Annotated in this window: 14 protein-coding genes, 1 rRNA gene, 1 riboswitch and 1 other annotated feature; all 15 genes read left to right on the top strand. The window is 41.8% G+C overall.

Annotation, left to right across the window (positions count from 1 at the left end):
* Positions 1-17: 17 nt before the first annotated feature.
* Positions 18-737, top strand: a complete 720-nt coding sequence (gene purC / locus HUK49_RS06435; RefSeq protein WP_191913096.1) for a phosphoribosylaminoimidazolesuccinocarboxamide synthase — start codon at positions 18-20, stop codon at positions 735-737.
* Complete coding sequence (gene purS / locus HUK49_RS06430; RefSeq protein WP_102169499.1) at positions 738-986, top strand: phosphoribosylformylglycinamidine synthase subunit PurS; 249 nt, start codon at positions 738-740, stop codon at positions 984-986. It begins immediately after the preceding gene.
* Positions 987-1,667 (top strand): phosphoribosylformylglycinamidine synthase subunit PurQ, encoded by a 681-nt coding sequence (gene purQ / locus HUK49_RS06425; RefSeq protein ID WP_191913095.1) that lies wholly within the window; start codon positions 987-989, stop codon positions 1,665-1,667.
* Between the two features lie 3 nt (positions 1,668-1,670).
* Positions 1,671-3,899, top strand: a complete 2,229-nt coding sequence (gene purL, locus HUK49_RS06420; protein ID WP_191913094.1) for a phosphoribosylformylglycinamidine synthase subunit PurL — start codon at positions 1,671-1,673, stop codon at positions 3,897-3,899.
* Positions 3,875-5,338 (top strand): amidophosphoribosyltransferase, encoded by a 1,464-nt coding sequence (gene purF / locus HUK49_RS06415; RefSeq protein WP_191913093.1) that lies wholly within the window; start codon positions 3,875-3,877, stop codon positions 5,336-5,338. The genes purL and purF overlap by 25 nt, the downstream gene beginning before the upstream one ends.
* A complete protein-coding gene (gene purM / locus HUK49_RS06410; RefSeq protein WP_191913092.1) occupies positions 5,335-6,372 on the top strand; it encodes a phosphoribosylformylglycinamidine cyclo-ligase in 1,038 nt (345 codons plus the stop codon). Before purF ends, purM begins: the two co-directional genes overlap by 4 nt.
* Positions 6,373-6,381: 9 nt before the next feature.
* Positions 6,382-6,960: a phosphoribosylglycinamide formyltransferase gene (gene purN, locus HUK49_RS11255; RefSeq protein ID WP_148444677.1), complete on the top strand. Its 579-nt coding sequence runs from the start codon at positions 6,382-6,384 to the stop codon at positions 6,958-6,960.
* Positions 6,961-6,963: 3 nt separating this feature from the next.
* Positions 6,964-8,502 (top strand): bifunctional phosphoribosylaminoimidazolecarboxamide formyltransferase/IMP cyclohydrolase, encoded by a 1,539-nt coding sequence (purH, locus tag HUK49_RS06405; RefSeq protein WP_235981021.1) that lies wholly within the window; start codon positions 6,964-6,966, stop codon positions 8,500-8,502.
* A gap of 348 nt (positions 8,503-8,850) precedes the next feature.
* Positions 8,851-10,107: a phosphoribosylamine--glycine ligase gene (purD, locus tag HUK49_RS06400; protein ID WP_191913091.1), complete on the top strand. Its 1,257-nt coding sequence runs from the start codon at positions 8,851-8,853 to the stop codon at positions 10,105-10,107.
* A 130-nt stretch (positions 10,108-10,237) separates the two neighbouring features.
* Entirely contained in the window at positions 10,238-10,924 is a 687-nt protein-coding gene (locus HUK49_RS06395; protein ID WP_102169493.1) for a 2,3-diphosphoglycerate-dependent phosphoglycerate mutase, read from the top strand.
* Positions 10,925-11,134: 210 nt separating this feature from the next.
* Positions 11,135-11,563 carry a hypothetical protein gene (locus HUK49_RS06390; protein WP_102169492.1) on the top strand — a complete coding sequence of 143 codons (429 nt, stop codon included), beginning with the start codon at positions 11,135-11,137 and terminating at the stop codon, positions 11,561-11,563.
* Between the two features lie 188 nt (positions 11,564-11,751).
* Positions 11,752-11,845: riboswitch (THF riboswitch) on the top strand.
* Between the two features lie 59 nt (positions 11,846-11,904).
* On the top strand, positions 11,905-12,453 hold the full coding sequence (locus tag HUK49_RS06385) for a folate family ECF transporter S component (RefSeq protein WP_191913090.1): 549 nt from the start codon (positions 11,905-11,907) through the stop codon (positions 12,451-12,453).
* Positions 12,454-12,653: 200 nt separating this feature from the next.
* Positions 12,654-13,661: a hypothetical protein gene (locus HUK49_RS06380; protein ID WP_102169490.1), complete on the top strand. Its 1,008-nt coding sequence runs from the start codon at positions 12,654-12,656 to the stop codon at positions 13,659-13,661.
* Between the two features lie 96 nt (positions 13,662-13,757).
* Positions 13,758-13,960 (top strand) — a binding site (T-box leader).
* Positions 13,961-14,015: 55 nt separating this feature from the next.
* A complete protein-coding gene (gene tyrS / locus HUK49_RS06375; protein ID WP_191913089.1) occupies positions 14,016-15,269 on the top strand; it encodes a tyrosine--tRNA ligase in 1,254 nt (417 codons plus the stop codon).
* A 538-nt stretch (positions 15,270-15,807) separates the two neighbouring features.
* Positions 15,808-15,904 (top strand): 16S ribosomal RNA (locus tag HUK49_RS06370); the annotation flags it as partial.

The raw sequence follows: 15,904 nt of genomic DNA, 5'->3' as shown, positions 1-15,904 counted from the left end.
AGGAGCCTTAATTAACAATGGAAAAGTTACTTTATACCGGAAAAGCAAAACAGATGTGGCAAACAGACGATCCCGAAGTACTGCGGGTTGTATATATGGACCAAGCAACTGCGCTGAACGGGAAAAAGAAGGAGCACTTTGCTGGAAAGGGTGAAGCTGCTAATGCCATTTCAAGCTTGGTTTTTCAATATTTAATCAAGCACGGGATTGAGACTCACTTCATCAAAAAGTTGTCAGCTAATGAAGATCTAGTTAAGAAATGTACGATGTTTCCGCTAGAATTTGTTACCCGGAATGTGGTTGCGGGACACTTTGCTAGTCGGTATGGGTTGGACGAAGGAAAGAGGCTTCCAGAACCGGTTGAGGAAACTTTTTATAAGAGTGATGAATTAGACGATCCATTTATTAACGAGTCGGCAACGATTGCGTTAGGAATTGCTACCCATTCTGAACTTGAAAAAATGTGGGACATTTGTCGAGAGGTTAACGGCCTGTTAACACCACTTTTTGAAAAGGCGGGGATGCAGTTAGTTGACTTTAAGTTAGAGTTCGGTCGGTTAAGCAATGGCAAGATTATTTTGGCAGATGAATTCTCGCCTGATAATTGTCGGCTATGGGATATTAAAACCGATCAGCACATGGATAAGGATGTTTATCGGCGAAAGTTAGCTGACTTAACCCAAACCTATGATCAAGTATTAGCACGGCTGGAAGATGTTATTGCGGAGGATAAGTAAATGACAAAAGTGCGGATTTTCGTTACCTATAAGCAATCAGTTTTTGATCCTCAAGGAGAGACCATTAAAGATGCAATTCATACGCTGGGCCATGACGAAGTGAAGGATGTCCAGGTTGGTAAATTCTTTGATGTAACTGTTGAAGGGACTGGAAAAGTGGTTGAAAAGACAATTGAAGAAATTGCGGATCAACTCTTAGTTAACTTCAATATGGAAACTTATAAGTATCAAGTGATGGGGGAAGATTAAATGAAGATCGCGGTGATTGTTTTTCCTGGTTCTAACTGTGATATTGACCTCTATGAAGCACTCCGCTCAGTTTGTCATGCTGATGTGGAATATGTTTCGCATCGAGAAAAGAGTTTAGCAGGGTTTGATGCTGTGATGTTGCCAGGTGGCTTTTCATATGGTGACTACTTAAGAGCGGGGGCAATTGCTCGCTTTACTAATATTATGCCAGCGGTTATCAAGATGGCAGAAGAAGGGAAACCAGTATTTGGGACCTGCAATGGCTTCCAAATTTTAACAGAAGTTGGTCTTCTTCCTGGAGCGTTAAAACGGAATGATAGTCAAAAGTTCGTCTGCAAAACAGTTCCCCTGGAAGTGGTTAATAACGAAACGATCTTTACTCAACAATATGAAAAGCACGAACGAATCGCTTTGCCAATTGCTCATGCTGACGGCAGTTATTTTGCAGATGAAGAGACGCTTGACCGCCTTGAAAAGAATCATCAGGTTGTATTTCGGTATGCTGAGGAAAACCCAAATGGCAGTCTGCGTAATATTGCGGGGATTACTAATGAACGGGGAAATGTTTTGGGAATGATGCCTCACCCAGAACGAGCTGTTGAAGCACTTCTTGGTAATACTGATGGATTACAGTTATTCAAATCGTTGCTCGCAAATAGAAATGCAAAGGTGGAGGAATAGACAATGGAACAGGCAATGACCCCTGAAGAAATTAAAAAACAAAAACCATACCTTGACTGGAGTCTAAGCGAAGATGAGTACAACTACATTAGCAAAAAGCTTCTTGGTAGGTTGCCAAACTACACTGAAACCGGATTGTTTTCCGCAATGTGGAGCGAACACTGTTCTTATAAAAAGTCAAAACCTGTTTTAAGATTATTTCCAAATAAGAATTCCCGAGTTTTGCAAGGTCCTGGTGAAGGTGCGGGAGTTATTGATATTGATGATGGTCAAGCCGTGGTTTTCAAAGCGGAAAGCCATAACCACCCAACAACGGTAGAACCATATCAGGGAGCTGCTACTGGGGTTGGTGGAATTCTTCGTGACATTTTCAGTATGGGTGCTCGCCCAGTTGCCTCACTTGATTCTCTCCATTTTGGCGAACTAACTGATCCAAAGATGCGGATGAAGGTTGATGGGACGGTGCGGGGAATTGGTGATTACGGTAACTGTATGGGAATTCCCACAATTGCCGGTGAAACAACTTTTGATCCGTGCTACCAAGGAAATCTTTTATGTAATGCGATGAGTGTTGGCTTGATGGACCAGAAGGATCTCCAGAAAGGGAAGGCAGCCGGAATTGGCAATGCGGTAATGTATGTCGGCGCGCAAACTGGCCGTGACGGGATTCATGGGGCAACCTTTGCTTCTGCTGATTTTAGTGATGAGAATGCTACCCAGCGTTCTGCGGTTCAAGTTGGCGATCCCTTTATGGAAAAGCTCCTTTTAGAGGCTTGCCTGGAAGTTATCACTAAGCACCCTGACTGGCTAGTTGGTATTCAGGATATGGGGGCAGCCGGAATTGTTTCTTCAAGTGCAGAAATGGCATCTGAAGGGCAAAGCGGCATGGAGCTAAACCTTGACCTCGTTCCTCAACGTGAACCAAATATGTCAGCTTACGAAATTATGTTAAGTGAATCGCAGGAACGGATGCTCCTGTGTGTAAATAAGGGCCACGAAGAAGACGTTAAAAAGATCTTTGACTTTTATGACCTAGAAGCAGTGACGATTGGTCGGATTACTGCTGGTCACGATTACGTTCTCTACCATGATGGACAAGAGGTCTGCAATATTCCTGTTTCTAGTTTGACTGATGATGTATTGGAAGAAGCTAGTGAGGAAAAGAAACCAGCACGGATTTTAGCAGTAGAAAAGCAAACTGCATGGGTACCAACCATTGATGATGCTGAACAAACGTTGCGGAGTCTTCTTCAACAATCAACAATCGCGGATAAGAGCATTTTTTATCAACAATATGACTCACAAGTACGGACAAGCACGGTGGTCGGTCCCGGGAGCGATGCTGGTGTTTTACGTATTCGCGGTACCCATAAAGGCCTTTCAATGACAACTGATGGTAACGGGCGGTTCGTCTATTTGAGCCCAGAAATTGGGGGTCAAATTGCTCTTGTTGAGGCGGCAACTAACATTGTGGCTAGTGGTGCCGAACCATTAGGGATTACCGATTGTTTAAACTATGGTGACCCAAACGATCCCGAAATTTTCTGGGAACTTCACCAATCTGTTAAGGGGATGGCCGATGCTTGTCGAGTATTTGATACCCCGGTTATTTCAGGAAATGTTTCGCTATATAACGAGAACAATGGTAAGGCAATCCACCCAACACCAATGGTCGGAATGGTTGGCCTGATTAAGGATATTCAGCATGTTATTCCATCATTTGTTCAACATGCTGGCGACAAAGTATACCTCATTGGTAAAACTGAGAATGACTTTGCGGGTACAGAAATTCAAAAGATGCTTACCGGTGATATTAGTGGTGTCCTTAACTCGTTTGATCTGGAACACGTTCATGACTACATGATGCGTCTTCTTACCGCAATGCAACGGGGCGATGTTGCAAGTGCTCATGATCTAAGTGAAGGCGGTCTTGGAGTTGGCCTTGCTGAAACATTGTTTAAGACAGATTTGGGGATGAATATTGATATTCGTCACCTGACAGCTGCTCAATTATTTAGCGAAACTCCGGGGCGGTTTGTTGTGACAGTTCCTGCTGCCAAGACGGCTGCTTTTGAAAAAACGATGGGTGCGGATGCACTGCTAGTTGGGGAAGTCACGAATACGCATTGGCTTGAAGCGCAATTGCAAGATGCTGAGATTAATCAAAGTGTTGCTGAACTACAAAAATTGTGGGAGGAGGCGATCCCGTGCCAGCTGAAATCAAAGGATTAAATGAAGAATGTGGTGTCTTTGGCGTTTTTGGTGCTCAAGATGCAAGCCAGTTAACATACTATGGTCTTCATACCCTTCAACATCGTGGTCAGGAAGGTGCCGGAATCGTTTCGACTGATTCAAAAGAACTTTACCAGCATCGTGACCGGGGACTCTTAGCAAAGGTGTTCGCTAACCCAAATGAATTAAAGCGATTAGTTGGTGACGCAGCAATTGGTCATGTCCGTTACGGTACTAGCGGTCATAATTCAATCGCCAATGTCCAACCTTTTTTATTCCACTTCCATGATGGTGACGTTGCGTTAGCGCATAACGGCAATCTGACTAATGCCGTTACGTTACGACGCCAGCTGGAGGATGATGGTGCGGTCTTTCAGTCGGATTCCGATACCGAAATTCTGATTCACCTAGTTCGGAAGTACATTAAAGAAGGTTTTATTCCGGCCTTAAAAAAGAGCCTGAACATTGTCCACGGTGGCTTTGCCTTTCTCTTGCTACAAAAGGACAGGTTAATTGCAGCGCTGGATCCAAACGGGATTCGCCCTTTATGTATTGGTCAATTGGAAAACGGTGCCTATGTAGTGGCTAGCGAAACATGTGCCTTAGACATTGTTAACGCTAAATTCATTCGAGATGTTCAACCAGGAGAACTGATTGTAATTGATCGTGATGGGTTACATATTGACCACTACACAACGGATACTCAATTAGCAATTTGTTCAATGGAATATATTTACTTTGCCCGCCCTGATTCGATTATTCACGGGGTAACAGTCCATAACGCCCGTAAACAGATGGGAAGATTACTGGCAAAGCAATACCCGATTGATGCGGATATGGTTATTGGTGTTCCCAATTCATCACTATCCGCAGCGTCGGGCTATGCAGAAGAATCTGGATTGCCATACGAAATGGGCTTGATTAAGAGCCAATACGTTGCCCGGACATTCATCCAGCCAACACAAGCTCTTCGTGAGCAGGGCGTTCATCTCAAACTATCTGCCTTTCGCGGGGTTGTTGCTGGCAAACGAGTAATCGTAGTCGATGATTCGCTTGTTCGGGGAACCACTTCTAAGCAGATTATTAAAATGCTTCGGCATGCGGGAGCTAAGGAAGTTCACATGTTGATTGCTTCACCGCCATTTAAATTTCCGTGCTTTTATGGAATTGATATTTCAACGCGGTCAGAGTTAATGGCAGCTCATTATTCAGTTCCAACAATGAAAGAGTTAATTGGCGCTGATTCCCTTCATTTTCTGAGTGTTGAGAATTTGATTAAGGCAATCAATATTCCGGACGCGGGGGATGCGCCATATGGTGGCCTAACAGTAGCTTACTTTAATGGCGACTACCCAACTCCGCTTTACGATTACGAAGAAGGATATTTGAAGTCACTAAACGAACAAGAAAAGCGGGCACGAAAGGAACTTGAATCATGAATCGCTATCAAAAAGCCGGTGTTGACGTAAATGCCGGATACGAATTAGTTAATCGGATTAAAGCGGCTGTAAAATCAACCGATCGCCCAGGCGTTGTTAGTGGCATTGGTAGTTTTGGTGGAATGTTTGATTTGGGAGAGTTACACATGAAACATCCGGTTCTCGTTTCGGGGACAGATGGTGTTGGAACTAAACTCCTGGTTGCTCAACAAATGGGAAAACATGACACGATCGGTATTGATGTAGTTGCAATGTGTGTGAATGATGTTTTAGCTCAAGGGGCTGAGCCGTTATTCTTCCTCGATTATATTGCGACTGGTCATAACGACCCTCAAAAGATGGCAGAAATTGTGAGTGGTGTAGCAGCCGGTTGTCGTGATGCTGGTGCCGCATTAATTGGTGGCGAAACAGCTGAAATGCCGGATATGTACGCAAAAGATGAATATGATTTAGCGGGGACGGTGACTGGAGTCGTAGAGAAAGAAGAGCTTTTAACCACGGCTCAACCACAAGCTGGCGATGTCCTTTTGGGATTGCCAGCTAGTGGGATCCACTCGAATGGCTTTTCCCTTGTTCGTCAGATTCTCTTTAAGGATCATGATGTTCAACTCGACGAGAAACCAGAAGTCCTTCACGGTGAGACGGTTGGCGAGGCCATTTTAAAACCAACCCGAATTTATGTCCGTCAAGTACTACCTTTAATTCACCAAAAATTGATTAAAGGGATAAGCCATATTACTGGTGGCGGATTGATTGAGAACGTTCCCCGAATGATTGACGATCAATTGCAGGCGGTAATCGATCATAAGTTATGGCCGACATTGCCAGTTTTTGATTACTTACAGCAACTCGGCCAGTTACCGCTGACAGATTGCTTTCAAACATTCAACATGGGGATTGGCTTAGTGTTGGCAGTTGATCCTACTAATGTTGAACAGGTTCAAGAGAAGTTGAAAGAAGCAGGTGAGGCAAGTTACCAAATTGGTCACTTGCGTCAACGCCCTGAAAATGCTGAAAAGATTGAAATTAAGTGAGGTTTGAAAATGAGAGTTGCCATTTTCGCTTCCGGGAACGGAACAAACTTTGAAGTGCTAGCAAAGCATTTTCAAAGCGGTGATATTCCTGGTGAATTATCGTTGCTCTTTTGCAACCATCCAGATGCACCGGTGATGAAACGGGCACAGCGCCTTGGTGTTCCTGCCGAAAGTTTCACGGTGAAATCCTGTGGTGGAAAGGAAGAGTATGAAAAACAGCTTTTACAGTTACTGAAAAAATATCAAATTGACTTTATTGCTTTAGCCGGTTACCTAAGGGTGGTCGGTCCAACGATCCTAAATCAATATGAACACCGAATCGTCAATCTTCATCCCGCGTGGTTGCCAGAGTATCCAGGATTACATTCGATTGAGCGGGCATTTAATGACCGGCGGAAACAGACCGGGGTAACCGTCCACTATATCGATGCTGGTTTAGATTCTGGACCAATTATCGCCCAGCGGCACGTGCCAATTTTGCCTAGCGATACGGTAGAAACGTTGGAAGAACGGGTCCATGAGACTGAGCATCAATTATATCCCGCAGCAGTAAAACAAGTTTTGACAGAGTTAGAGAAGGAGAATTAACTTATGAAACGAGCATTGGTAAGTGTATCTGATAAGACGAATTTGGTTCCCTTTGTTAAGGGACTGGTAGAAAACGGTTTTGAAATTGTTTCTACTGGTGGAACAAAGAAGGTTTTGGATGATGCAGGAATTGATACGATCAGTATTGAAGATGTTACCCATTTTCCTGAAATTCTGGATGGTCGGGTAAAAACATTAAATCCATATGTTCATGGGGGCTTACTAGCGCGGCGTGAATTACCAGAACATATGAAAACCCTTGAAAAACTTAATATTACGCCAATTGATCTTGTCTGTGTAAATCTCTACCCATTTAAGGAGACGATTGAAAAACCAGGCGTAAAGCTTGCGGATGCAATTGAAAATATTGATATTGGTGGCCCAAGCATGGTCCGCTCAGCAGCTAAGAATTACCGTGACGTTACAATCGTCGTTGACCAAAACGACTATGATCAGGTGTTGGGTGAACTTAAGGAAAATGGCACGACGACATTGGAAACCCGTTCAAAGTTAGCTGCCAAAGCTTTCCGTCATACGGCTGCTTATGATGCATTAATTTCTCAATACTTGACTAAGGAAAATGGCCTAGAAGATCCCGAAAAGTTAACTTTAACTTGGGACCTGAAAGAAACGATGCGTTATGGTGAAAATAGCCACCAGAAAGCTTGGTTATACCAGGATGCATTGCCAAAGTCATTCTCAATATTGTCTGCTAAGCAGCTTCACGGGAAAAAACTTTCCTACAATAATATTAAGGATGCGGATGAGGCTCTTCGTTGTATTCGGGAATTTGATGAACCAGCGGTCGTTGCCATGAAGCACATGAATCCTTGTGGTATTGGTCGAGGTGAAACCTTGGAGCAAGCGTGGGATCGCGCATACACAGCGGACACCGTTTCGATCTTCGGTGGAGTTATCGCCCTAAACCGGAAAGTTGATTTAGCAACTGCCCAAAAGATGCACAAAATCTTCCTTGAAATTGTGATTGCACCTGGCTTCGATGATGATGCTTACGAAGTTTTAGCAAAGAAGAAAAATATTCGTCTGCTTAGTCTTGATTTCAGTAAAAAGGATGAACCAACTAAGCATGAAGTTGTCTCTGTAATGGGTGGAATGCTAATGCAAGAACAAGATACCCTTAAGGAAGACTATCATGACTGGAAGTGCGTAACTGATGTTCAACCAACCGAAGAACAGTTGAAGACACTGATGTTTGCTTGGAAAGCCGTTAAGCATGCTAAATCAAACGCAATTGTTTTAGCGAATGATGAACGGACGCTTGGCGTTGGTGAAGGCCAACCAAACCGGATTGACTCCCTTAAAATTGCTGTTAAGCATGCAGGGGATGATATTGACGAACGAACCGTGATGGCTTCGGATGCTTTCTTCCCGTTCGGTGATTGCGTTGAATATGCTGGTAAGCACGGCATTAAAGCAGTCGTTCAACCCGGCGGCTCCATCCGTGATCAGGAATCAATCGACATGGCTAATAAATACGGTATCGCCATGGCCACTACTGGGGTAAGACATTTTAGACACTAGAGTGTGAGCCAGCAAAGAACTTGCGGAAAGTTAGCAATTTCTCCCGACGAAGGCGGTTTGCGCCTAGGAGGGAGGTTGCTAACTCTAGCAAGTTCCTGGCGAGCAGATCTTGGCTCTGCTGCATTAAAACGTTAGACGGAGATTGCGGTCACGGCGAAGGAGTGAACCAGAAAACTTGTTTTTGTCTGTGAACCCTCGCAAAGCTGATTAGACTTCTTGCTATCAACTTGTTGATGAAAGGAGTCAATCAGCTACTGCGCAGATCTCGACTCTGCTGCATTAAAGTACGAGCCAAAACACAAGTCACCAACAAAAATGATTATCCAACATCAAATTCAGGAGGATCTCATGACAGATAAAGTTAATTTATTAGTGATCGGCGAAGGGGGTCGCGAATTTGCGATTGCCAAAAAGCTGAGGGAAAGCGCTAGTGTAGACCATGTTTACTGTGCACCGGGAAATGTTGGGATGCCAAGTGTAGGAGTTGAGCCAGTGGCAATTGCTGAAAACGACTTTGCCGGCTTGATCAAATTTGCAAAAGATCACGATATTAAATGGACGTTTGTGGGACCCGAAGATTGCCTGGTTGATGGTATTGTAGATGACTTCCATGCAGCTGGATTGAAGATCTTTGGTCCCGATGCTCGGGCAGCGCAACTAGAGGGTTCAAAAGATTATGCTTTGAACTTTATGAATAATTACGGTGTACCAACTGCTAAGCATGCTTCCTATCGTGACCAAACAGCAATCCTTGAACATGTGGATCAATTTGGCTACCCGGTTGTTATCAAAGAAAATGGCCTCGCTGGAGGTAAAGGGGTTGTGATTGCCCAGGATCACGATGCTGCGGTTCGGACAATTAAAGAGATGTTTGCATCGGGGCAAGCCAGGATAGTTCTTGAAGAATGTTTGAGCGGCCCTGAATATTCGATGTTTGTAGTGATCAGCAACGGTCATTATCGAATCTTACCGATGGCACAAGACCATAAACGAGCTTATGATGGCGACCGGGGTCCGAATACTGGGGGGATGGGTTCATATAGTCCACTTCCCCAGTTATCGACGGCTGATCGCCAACGGATGATTGATGAGGTGGTTAAGCCAACGGTTGATGGGTTAGTGAAAGGTGAATACCATTACCATGGTGTCCTTTATATTGGGCTGATGCTGACTGCGGATGGGCCAAAGGTGATTGAATATAACGTTCGCCTTGGTGATCCGGAAACTCAGGTGGTCCTTCCGCGCTTAGATACGGATCTTTATCAACTTGTTGATGCGGCAATCAATGATCAGCCTTTACCAACAATTAGTGAGACCACTGAAGCTAGTTTTGGTGTTGTTCTAGCCTCCAAAGGGTATCCGCAAAAACCAATTCATGGTCAAAAATTAGGCTCCTTTCCTGAGAGCAGTGAAGTTGAAATTGACTATGCTAACGTGACGGGATCACTTAGTCATTTACGGGGCGCGGGAGGACGATTATTGATGGTGCTTGCCCAAGCAGAAACTCTTCAGGAAGCTCATGATCGTGTTTATGCGTATTTAGAAAAACTGAATCAACCAGAATGTTTTTATCGTCATGATATTGGTGCAAAAGCAGGATTATAGAACGATAATCGCGATTAATTTCACAAGATCACCGCTTCACCTATTGGATTTTTTCAATGTTTGGATTAAAATAATTAGGTAATGCTGTATAGTAGTATAGCGATTTTAAGAAGAAAGAGGTCATTAAAACATGGCAAAACTAGTTTTAATTCGTCACGGCCAAAGTGAATGGAACCTTGCTAACAAGTTCACTGGTTGGATTGATGTTGATTTGAGCGAAAAGGGTGTTGAACAAGCTAAGAACGCTGGTAAAGCCCTTAAGGAACATGGTATTCAATTTGACTACGCATACACTTCAGTATTGAAGCGTGCTATCAAGACATTACACTATGCTCTTGAAGAATGTGACCAACTTTGGATTCCTGAAACTAAGACTTGGCGCTTGAACGAACGTCACTATGGTGCTTTACAAGGCCTTAACAAGAAGGCTACTGCTGAAAAGTACGGTGACGAACAAGTTCACATTTGGCGTCGTTCATACGATGTTTTACCTCCATTGCTGACTGCTGATGATGAAGGTTCAGCATTACACGATCGTCGTTACGCTAACTTGGATCCACGGACAGTTCCTGGTGGTGAAAACTTAAAGGTTACCTTGGAACGGGTAATTCCTTTATGGCAAGATGAAATTGCTCCAAAGCTTCTTGATGGCAAGAACGTTATTATTGCAGCTCACGGTAATTCTCTCCGTGCTTTGAGCAAGTACATCGAAAACATTTCTGATGATGACATCATGAACCTTGAAATGGCTACTGGTCAACCAGTTGTTTATGACTTTGACGAGAAGCTTAACGTTTTGAGCAAAGAAAAATACTAGAATAAATATTCTTAATGAAAAAGCCGGAAATTTCCGGCTTTTTTTGATGCAAAAATCAAATGACGATCTTTCGGTCAATATAATGAACCTTGATAAAAATATTAATTACTATTCTAATGAATACAAAATAATAAGTGCTATTAATTGCATAACGTTATTATTAAAAATATAATAATAGTGTAAATAAATATTTATCAGGAGGTTATTATTATGGCTGATTACGCAAAACGTCAATTAAAGGCATTAGATCGGATTGCTAAAAAGATTGCGGATGCTGAGGGACACTTAACTAAGATTGAAGATAGTGTAGATAACGAAAAGCATCGTACTGCTCAACACGAAACAATTAAGGATATCAAGTCAATTCTTAAGCACGCTCAGAAAGTAGATAAGGATAGCGATAAGCTCGAACGTGTTGCAGGTGAAGGACATAAGGATCCTGCTGAGAATCACTACATTTACATGGAAGATGAAGAACCAGTTATCAAAGATCTTAAGAAGGGCTTTGATGAACTGGAAAAGCAACTTGACGGCCTAGACGAGAGCAAGGGCGGCAAGATTAAGGCATTCCGTGCTGAACACCACTATCTTGAAAAAGCTCAGGAAATTTTAAAGAGCGCTGGAAAGTTCAATGATTAATTTTTAACCAGATATAATTAAATTTTATTCCACCGCAATTGGTTTAGTCTGAATCAATCGCGGTGTTTTATTATCTTACAAAGCTAAATACGAATGTTTATGGCTGGATGTGGTTAATAATCGATGTTTTCCATATAATATTATCTAATATATTGAATATTATCCGCAATTGAGATATATTATTGAGTGTTGGGGTAGAAATTACCGAGTTATTGTCCAGCGGAACGGAATGTGAACGCTGGAAGGAAGCATTAGCTGCTTGATAATTTCGCATTCACCACAGAGACACCTGTCAATGTGTTCCCTAACAGAATAAATTTTTAAGTAGGGAGTGGATTGAGATGTCATCAATGTTATCTTTTGCTGGTCCGCGGTTTACTACTAAGCGGCTAACTCTTGCTGGAATGTTGATTGCTCTTGAGGTTGTTTTAGAGAAAATCTCAATTGGTGATCCAACGATTCTTAAATTTGGTTTTGGCTTTATTGCGACTGCCTTGATTGGTTACTATTTAGGACCGTGGATTGGTGGTTGGGCCATGGTGGTTAATGATATTATTAGTAACACCATTCTTAATTCTGGAACTGCCTTTTTCCCAGGATTTACCTTCTCAGCCTTTGTTTCTGGCGCACTAGCGGGGATGTTCCTGTATAACCAGAAAGTTACTTGGCAACGGGCGCTAATTTATGAGTTCTTCCAAATTTTAGTAACTAATGTTATCTTTACAACACTTTGGATTTACATTATGAGCCTAAATACGGGAAGCACTGGGAAAACATTCTGGGCGCTTTTGCTTATCCGGCTGCCTAAAGAAGTCATTACTTGGCCTTTGGAGGGAATTATTGTTTTCCTTATTTTGAAGCGATTGAGTAAGATTAATTTGAGAGTATAGCTTCTGAAGCAATTTAGCGAATTTTGACGAATATTTTAATAGAAGATAATTTAAGGTGCTGACCTTCATTAATCGGCTTGCTGACTGTGATGGTAAGCACTTTTTGAATTTTTTATGAAAAAAGCACCATGAAAATTGAGCTTTGTTCGTTTTGTGTTATGATGAAAAATATATTCTGAAATAATTGGAGAGAGTATTAAATGAAGAAACGTTATCATTTATCCTTAAAACAGTTCATTCATGACCTGAAGGGACTAGTTAAGCCACATTACCAAACTTCAATGTGGCCGCTTGGCGGAGTGATGATTATTTTCCTCGCGTTATCGTTTATTGTTGGTTATTTTGCCCAGGGAATATTAAGTTCGATGGGGATGGCCATGATGATGATTATGTACGGGATGGCATCACCTGCAGCAATTGGATTGGCTTTGCTTGAGCTGCTTCTTGCAATTGTTATTTTAGTCGCATTATCATTCTTCTATTCGTTCTTTACCACGGCTGCACAATTTACTTACCAGGATAAGGTTCGTCATCCTGAACAAATTGTCAGCGCTGGATCAGTATGGATGCACTATAAGCATTTGCGGAAGAATCAATTATGGCGGATTATTCTTTACACTGGCTTATTTGTATTCCTGTGGAGCTTGCCGTTAGATATTATTGGTGGATTAGTTGCTAAAAACCAAGCATTAGTGATTGTTTGCCGGATACTAAACGATATTGTGATGGTATGGAAAGGAATTGAATATTCCCAAGCCAATTTCCTTTACCGTGATCGTCAGCCACAATTCCTTGGTCAATCAATGCGCCATGCCCTAACCGCTAGTCGACGGTTTATGGGTGGACGTAAGTGGAACTACCTATTGATCATGCTTGTTGTAATCTTTATCCCAATGGTTGTTTGGGAAGTTATTTTCGGTGCCCTGGCATACTGGGGACTTTACACCGCAACTTACGCGTTGATATATATTGGATTGCTGTTAATGATTCTTGGCTTTGCCGCATACTTACCAGTGATTTTTGCTAGTGGTGCCCTTTACTATGAAGAAGCAAAGAAAACCGCTAACTTGGATGAAGACTTTGCTGACACGTTTAAGCCAGTTGCTGAATTAACTGGTGAGGCTTATGTTCATGAAGTTTATACACCAAAGAAAAAGGTAAAGAAAGCTAAACAAAAGCAGGATAAAAAGAAACAAGAAAATAAATAATCCTCAGTAAAAGGAAAGTCACGAAAGAAGTGGATTCTGTGGCTTTCCTTTTTATCTTGACAAAGTACTAATTCTCTAGGTACAATGACGGCAATAATAAAGGCGTTGATGTAATTTAGTAGTTTGCCAACTAGTAGATTAGAGATTAGACGGTTGCTGAAAGTCTAACGCGGTTGGCTGACGAATTACACTTACGGAGCTTTTCAATTTTGAACGGATCGTCTCGTTATCGACTAGAGAGGTAATTACTGGATTAGTAATTACAATTCAAGGTGGTAACGCGGTAAATCGTCCCTGACTTCAATATGAAGTTGGGGATTTTTTGATCTGAAATATGTTATAGGAGGCAATACGATGAACATTATTGATGAACTTGAATGGCGTGGCGCCATTAACCAAACTACTGATAAAGAAGCATTGAAGGAATTAACTGAAAATAAGAATATTGGCCTATACTGTGGGACTGACCCAACAGGTGATAGTCTTCATATCGGTCACTTAATTCCCTTTATGATTCTCAAGCGATTCCAGTTAGCAGGGCACCACCCAGTTATTATCATTGGTGGTGGAACTGGTGCAATTGGTGATCCATCTGGACGGAAAACGGAACGGACCCTTCAAACTGAATCACAGTTGGATCACAATAAGAAGGCTCTTACTGAACAAATGAAGAAACTTTTTGGTACTGAGAACTTTACGATTGTTGACAATTACACCTGGTTGAAGGACTTCACCATGATTGATTTTTTACGTGACTTTGGGAAGCTCTTTAATGTTAATACAATGTTAAATAAGGAAGTTGTTGCAAGTCGACTTGATTCAGGAATTTCCTTTACTGAGTTTACTTATCAAATTCTTCAAGCGGTAGATTTCTTGCACCTTTACCAAAATAATAGTGTGCAACTTGAAATTGGTGGGTCAGACCAATGGGGGAATATTACCGCCGGGATTGATTTGATTCATAAGGTAGAAGGACCCGATGCAAAAGTATACGGGTTGACCATTCCGTTGATGTTAAAAGCTGATGGGACGAAATTTGGTAAGACTGCTGGTGGTGCTATTTGGCTTGATCCAAAGAAGACCTCGCCTTACGAATTCTACCAATTTTGGATTAACCAGGATGATCGTGACGTTGTTAAATACCTCAAGTACTTTACCTTCTTATCTAAGGAAGAAATTGATGAGTTGGCAGAAAAAGTTCAGAAAGAACCATGGAAGCGTGAAGCTCAACGTCGGTTAGCTGAAGAAGTTACTAAGTTTGTTCATGGAGAAGAAGGATTAGCCGAAGCTCAACGGATTACTAAGGCGCTATTCTCAGGGGATATTGCTGACTTAACTACTGAGGAAATTGAACAAGCTTTCAAGGACGTTCCTTCAGTAGAAGTAGCTAATGAAAAGAAGAACATTATCTTATGGTTAGTCGATGATACCGAGATTGAACCATCACGTCGTCAAGCACGACAAGATGTTGAAAGTGGTGCTATCCATATTAATGGTGAAAAGGTAACTGATGTTGATGCAGAGATCGATCCAAGTAGCCATTTTGATGGTAAGTTTGTGATTGTTCGCCGCGGAAAGAAACGTTACTTCTTAGTTCGGGTAAAATAATTTAAAAATAAATTGTTCAGTTTATGAGTGCTTTTGCCAAAAAAATGGCGGGCACTCTTTTGCTTTGTTTAAAAAATCATTAACTATATTTGCTAATTTGAATTCAATGTTCGAATTAGTTCAATACAAATGAATAGTTCTTCATATTTGCTGTTGACGAAGAAATAAAAAGAAGGTATAGTATAGTTCCTGTTGAGAGATACAAAGAGTTATTTGTTTATCTGATAAATTGTTTTTATTTCAATAAACATGTTGACTCGCTCTTAACAAGATGATATATTATAAAAGTTGTCTGTTGAGAATGATTGATGAGTTAATTTGAAAATATTAAAATTAATTGTTGACATCTTAAAAGACATCTGATATAATAAATTTGTTAGTCAGCACTTGTTACTGACTAAGGTAGACCTTTGAAAACTGAACAAAGTTTCGACGAATCAAATGTGTAGGGTCTTCAATCATAATGATTTGAAGCAAAACATTTGCGAAGTCAATTCGCTTAATTAATTTGAAGTAGAGCTATTCAAGTTCTTATATTTTATATGAGAGTTTGATCCTGGCTCAGGATGAACGCCGGCGGTGTGCCTAATACATGCAAGTCGAGCGCACTGGCCCAACTGATATGACGTGCTTGC

Source organism: Limosilactobacillus portuensis (assembly GCF_014838735.1).
GTDB lineage: Bacteria > Bacillota > Bacilli > Lactobacillales > Lactobacillaceae > Limosilactobacillus > Limosilactobacillus portuensis.
Note: the sequence above shows the minus strand (reverse complement) of the source record. Positions and strands in the feature narration are given on the sequence as shown.

Coding starts and splice junctions, on each gene's coding strand:
- purC (WP_191913096.1), top strand. CDS start 18: ATGGAAAAGTTACTTTATACCGGAAAAGCAAAACAGATGTGGCAAACA.
- purS (WP_102169499.1), top strand. CDS start 738: ATGACAAAAGTGCGGATTTTCGTTACCTATAAGCAATCAGTTTTTGAT.
- purQ (WP_191913095.1), top strand. CDS start 987: ATGAAGATCGCGGTGATTGTTTTTCCTGGTTCTAACTGTGATATTGAC.
- purL (WP_191913094.1), top strand. CDS start 1,671: ATGGAACAGGCAATGACCCCTGAAGAAATTAAAAAACAAAAACCATAC.
- purM (WP_191913092.1), top strand. CDS start 5,335: ATGAATCGCTATCAAAAAGCCGGTGTTGACGTAAATGCCGGATACGAA.
- purN (WP_148444677.1), top strand. CDS start 6,382: ATGAGAGTTGCCATTTTCGCTTCCGGGAACGGAACAAACTTTGAAGTG.
- purH (WP_235981021.1), top strand. CDS start 6,964: ATGAAACGAGCATTGGTAAGTGTATCTGATAAGACGAATTTGGTTCCC.
- purD (WP_191913091.1), top strand. CDS start 8,851: ATGACAGATAAAGTTAATTTATTAGTGATCGGCGAAGGGGGTCGCGAA.
- HUK49_RS06395 (WP_102169493.1), top strand. CDS start 10,238: ATGGCAAAACTAGTTTTAATTCGTCACGGCCAAAGTGAATGGAACCTT.
- HUK49_RS06390 (WP_102169492.1), top strand. CDS start 11,135: ATGGCTGATTACGCAAAACGTCAATTAAAGGCATTAGATCGGATTGCT.
- HUK49_RS06385 (WP_191913090.1), top strand. CDS start 11,905: ATGTCATCAATGTTATCTTTTGCTGGTCCGCGGTTTACTACTAAGCGG.
- HUK49_RS06380 (WP_102169490.1), top strand. CDS start 12,654: ATGAAGAAACGTTATCATTTATCCTTAAAACAGTTCATTCATGACCTG.
- tyrS (WP_191913089.1), top strand. CDS start 14,016: ATGAACATTATTGATGAACTTGAATGGCGTGGCGCCATTAACCAAACT.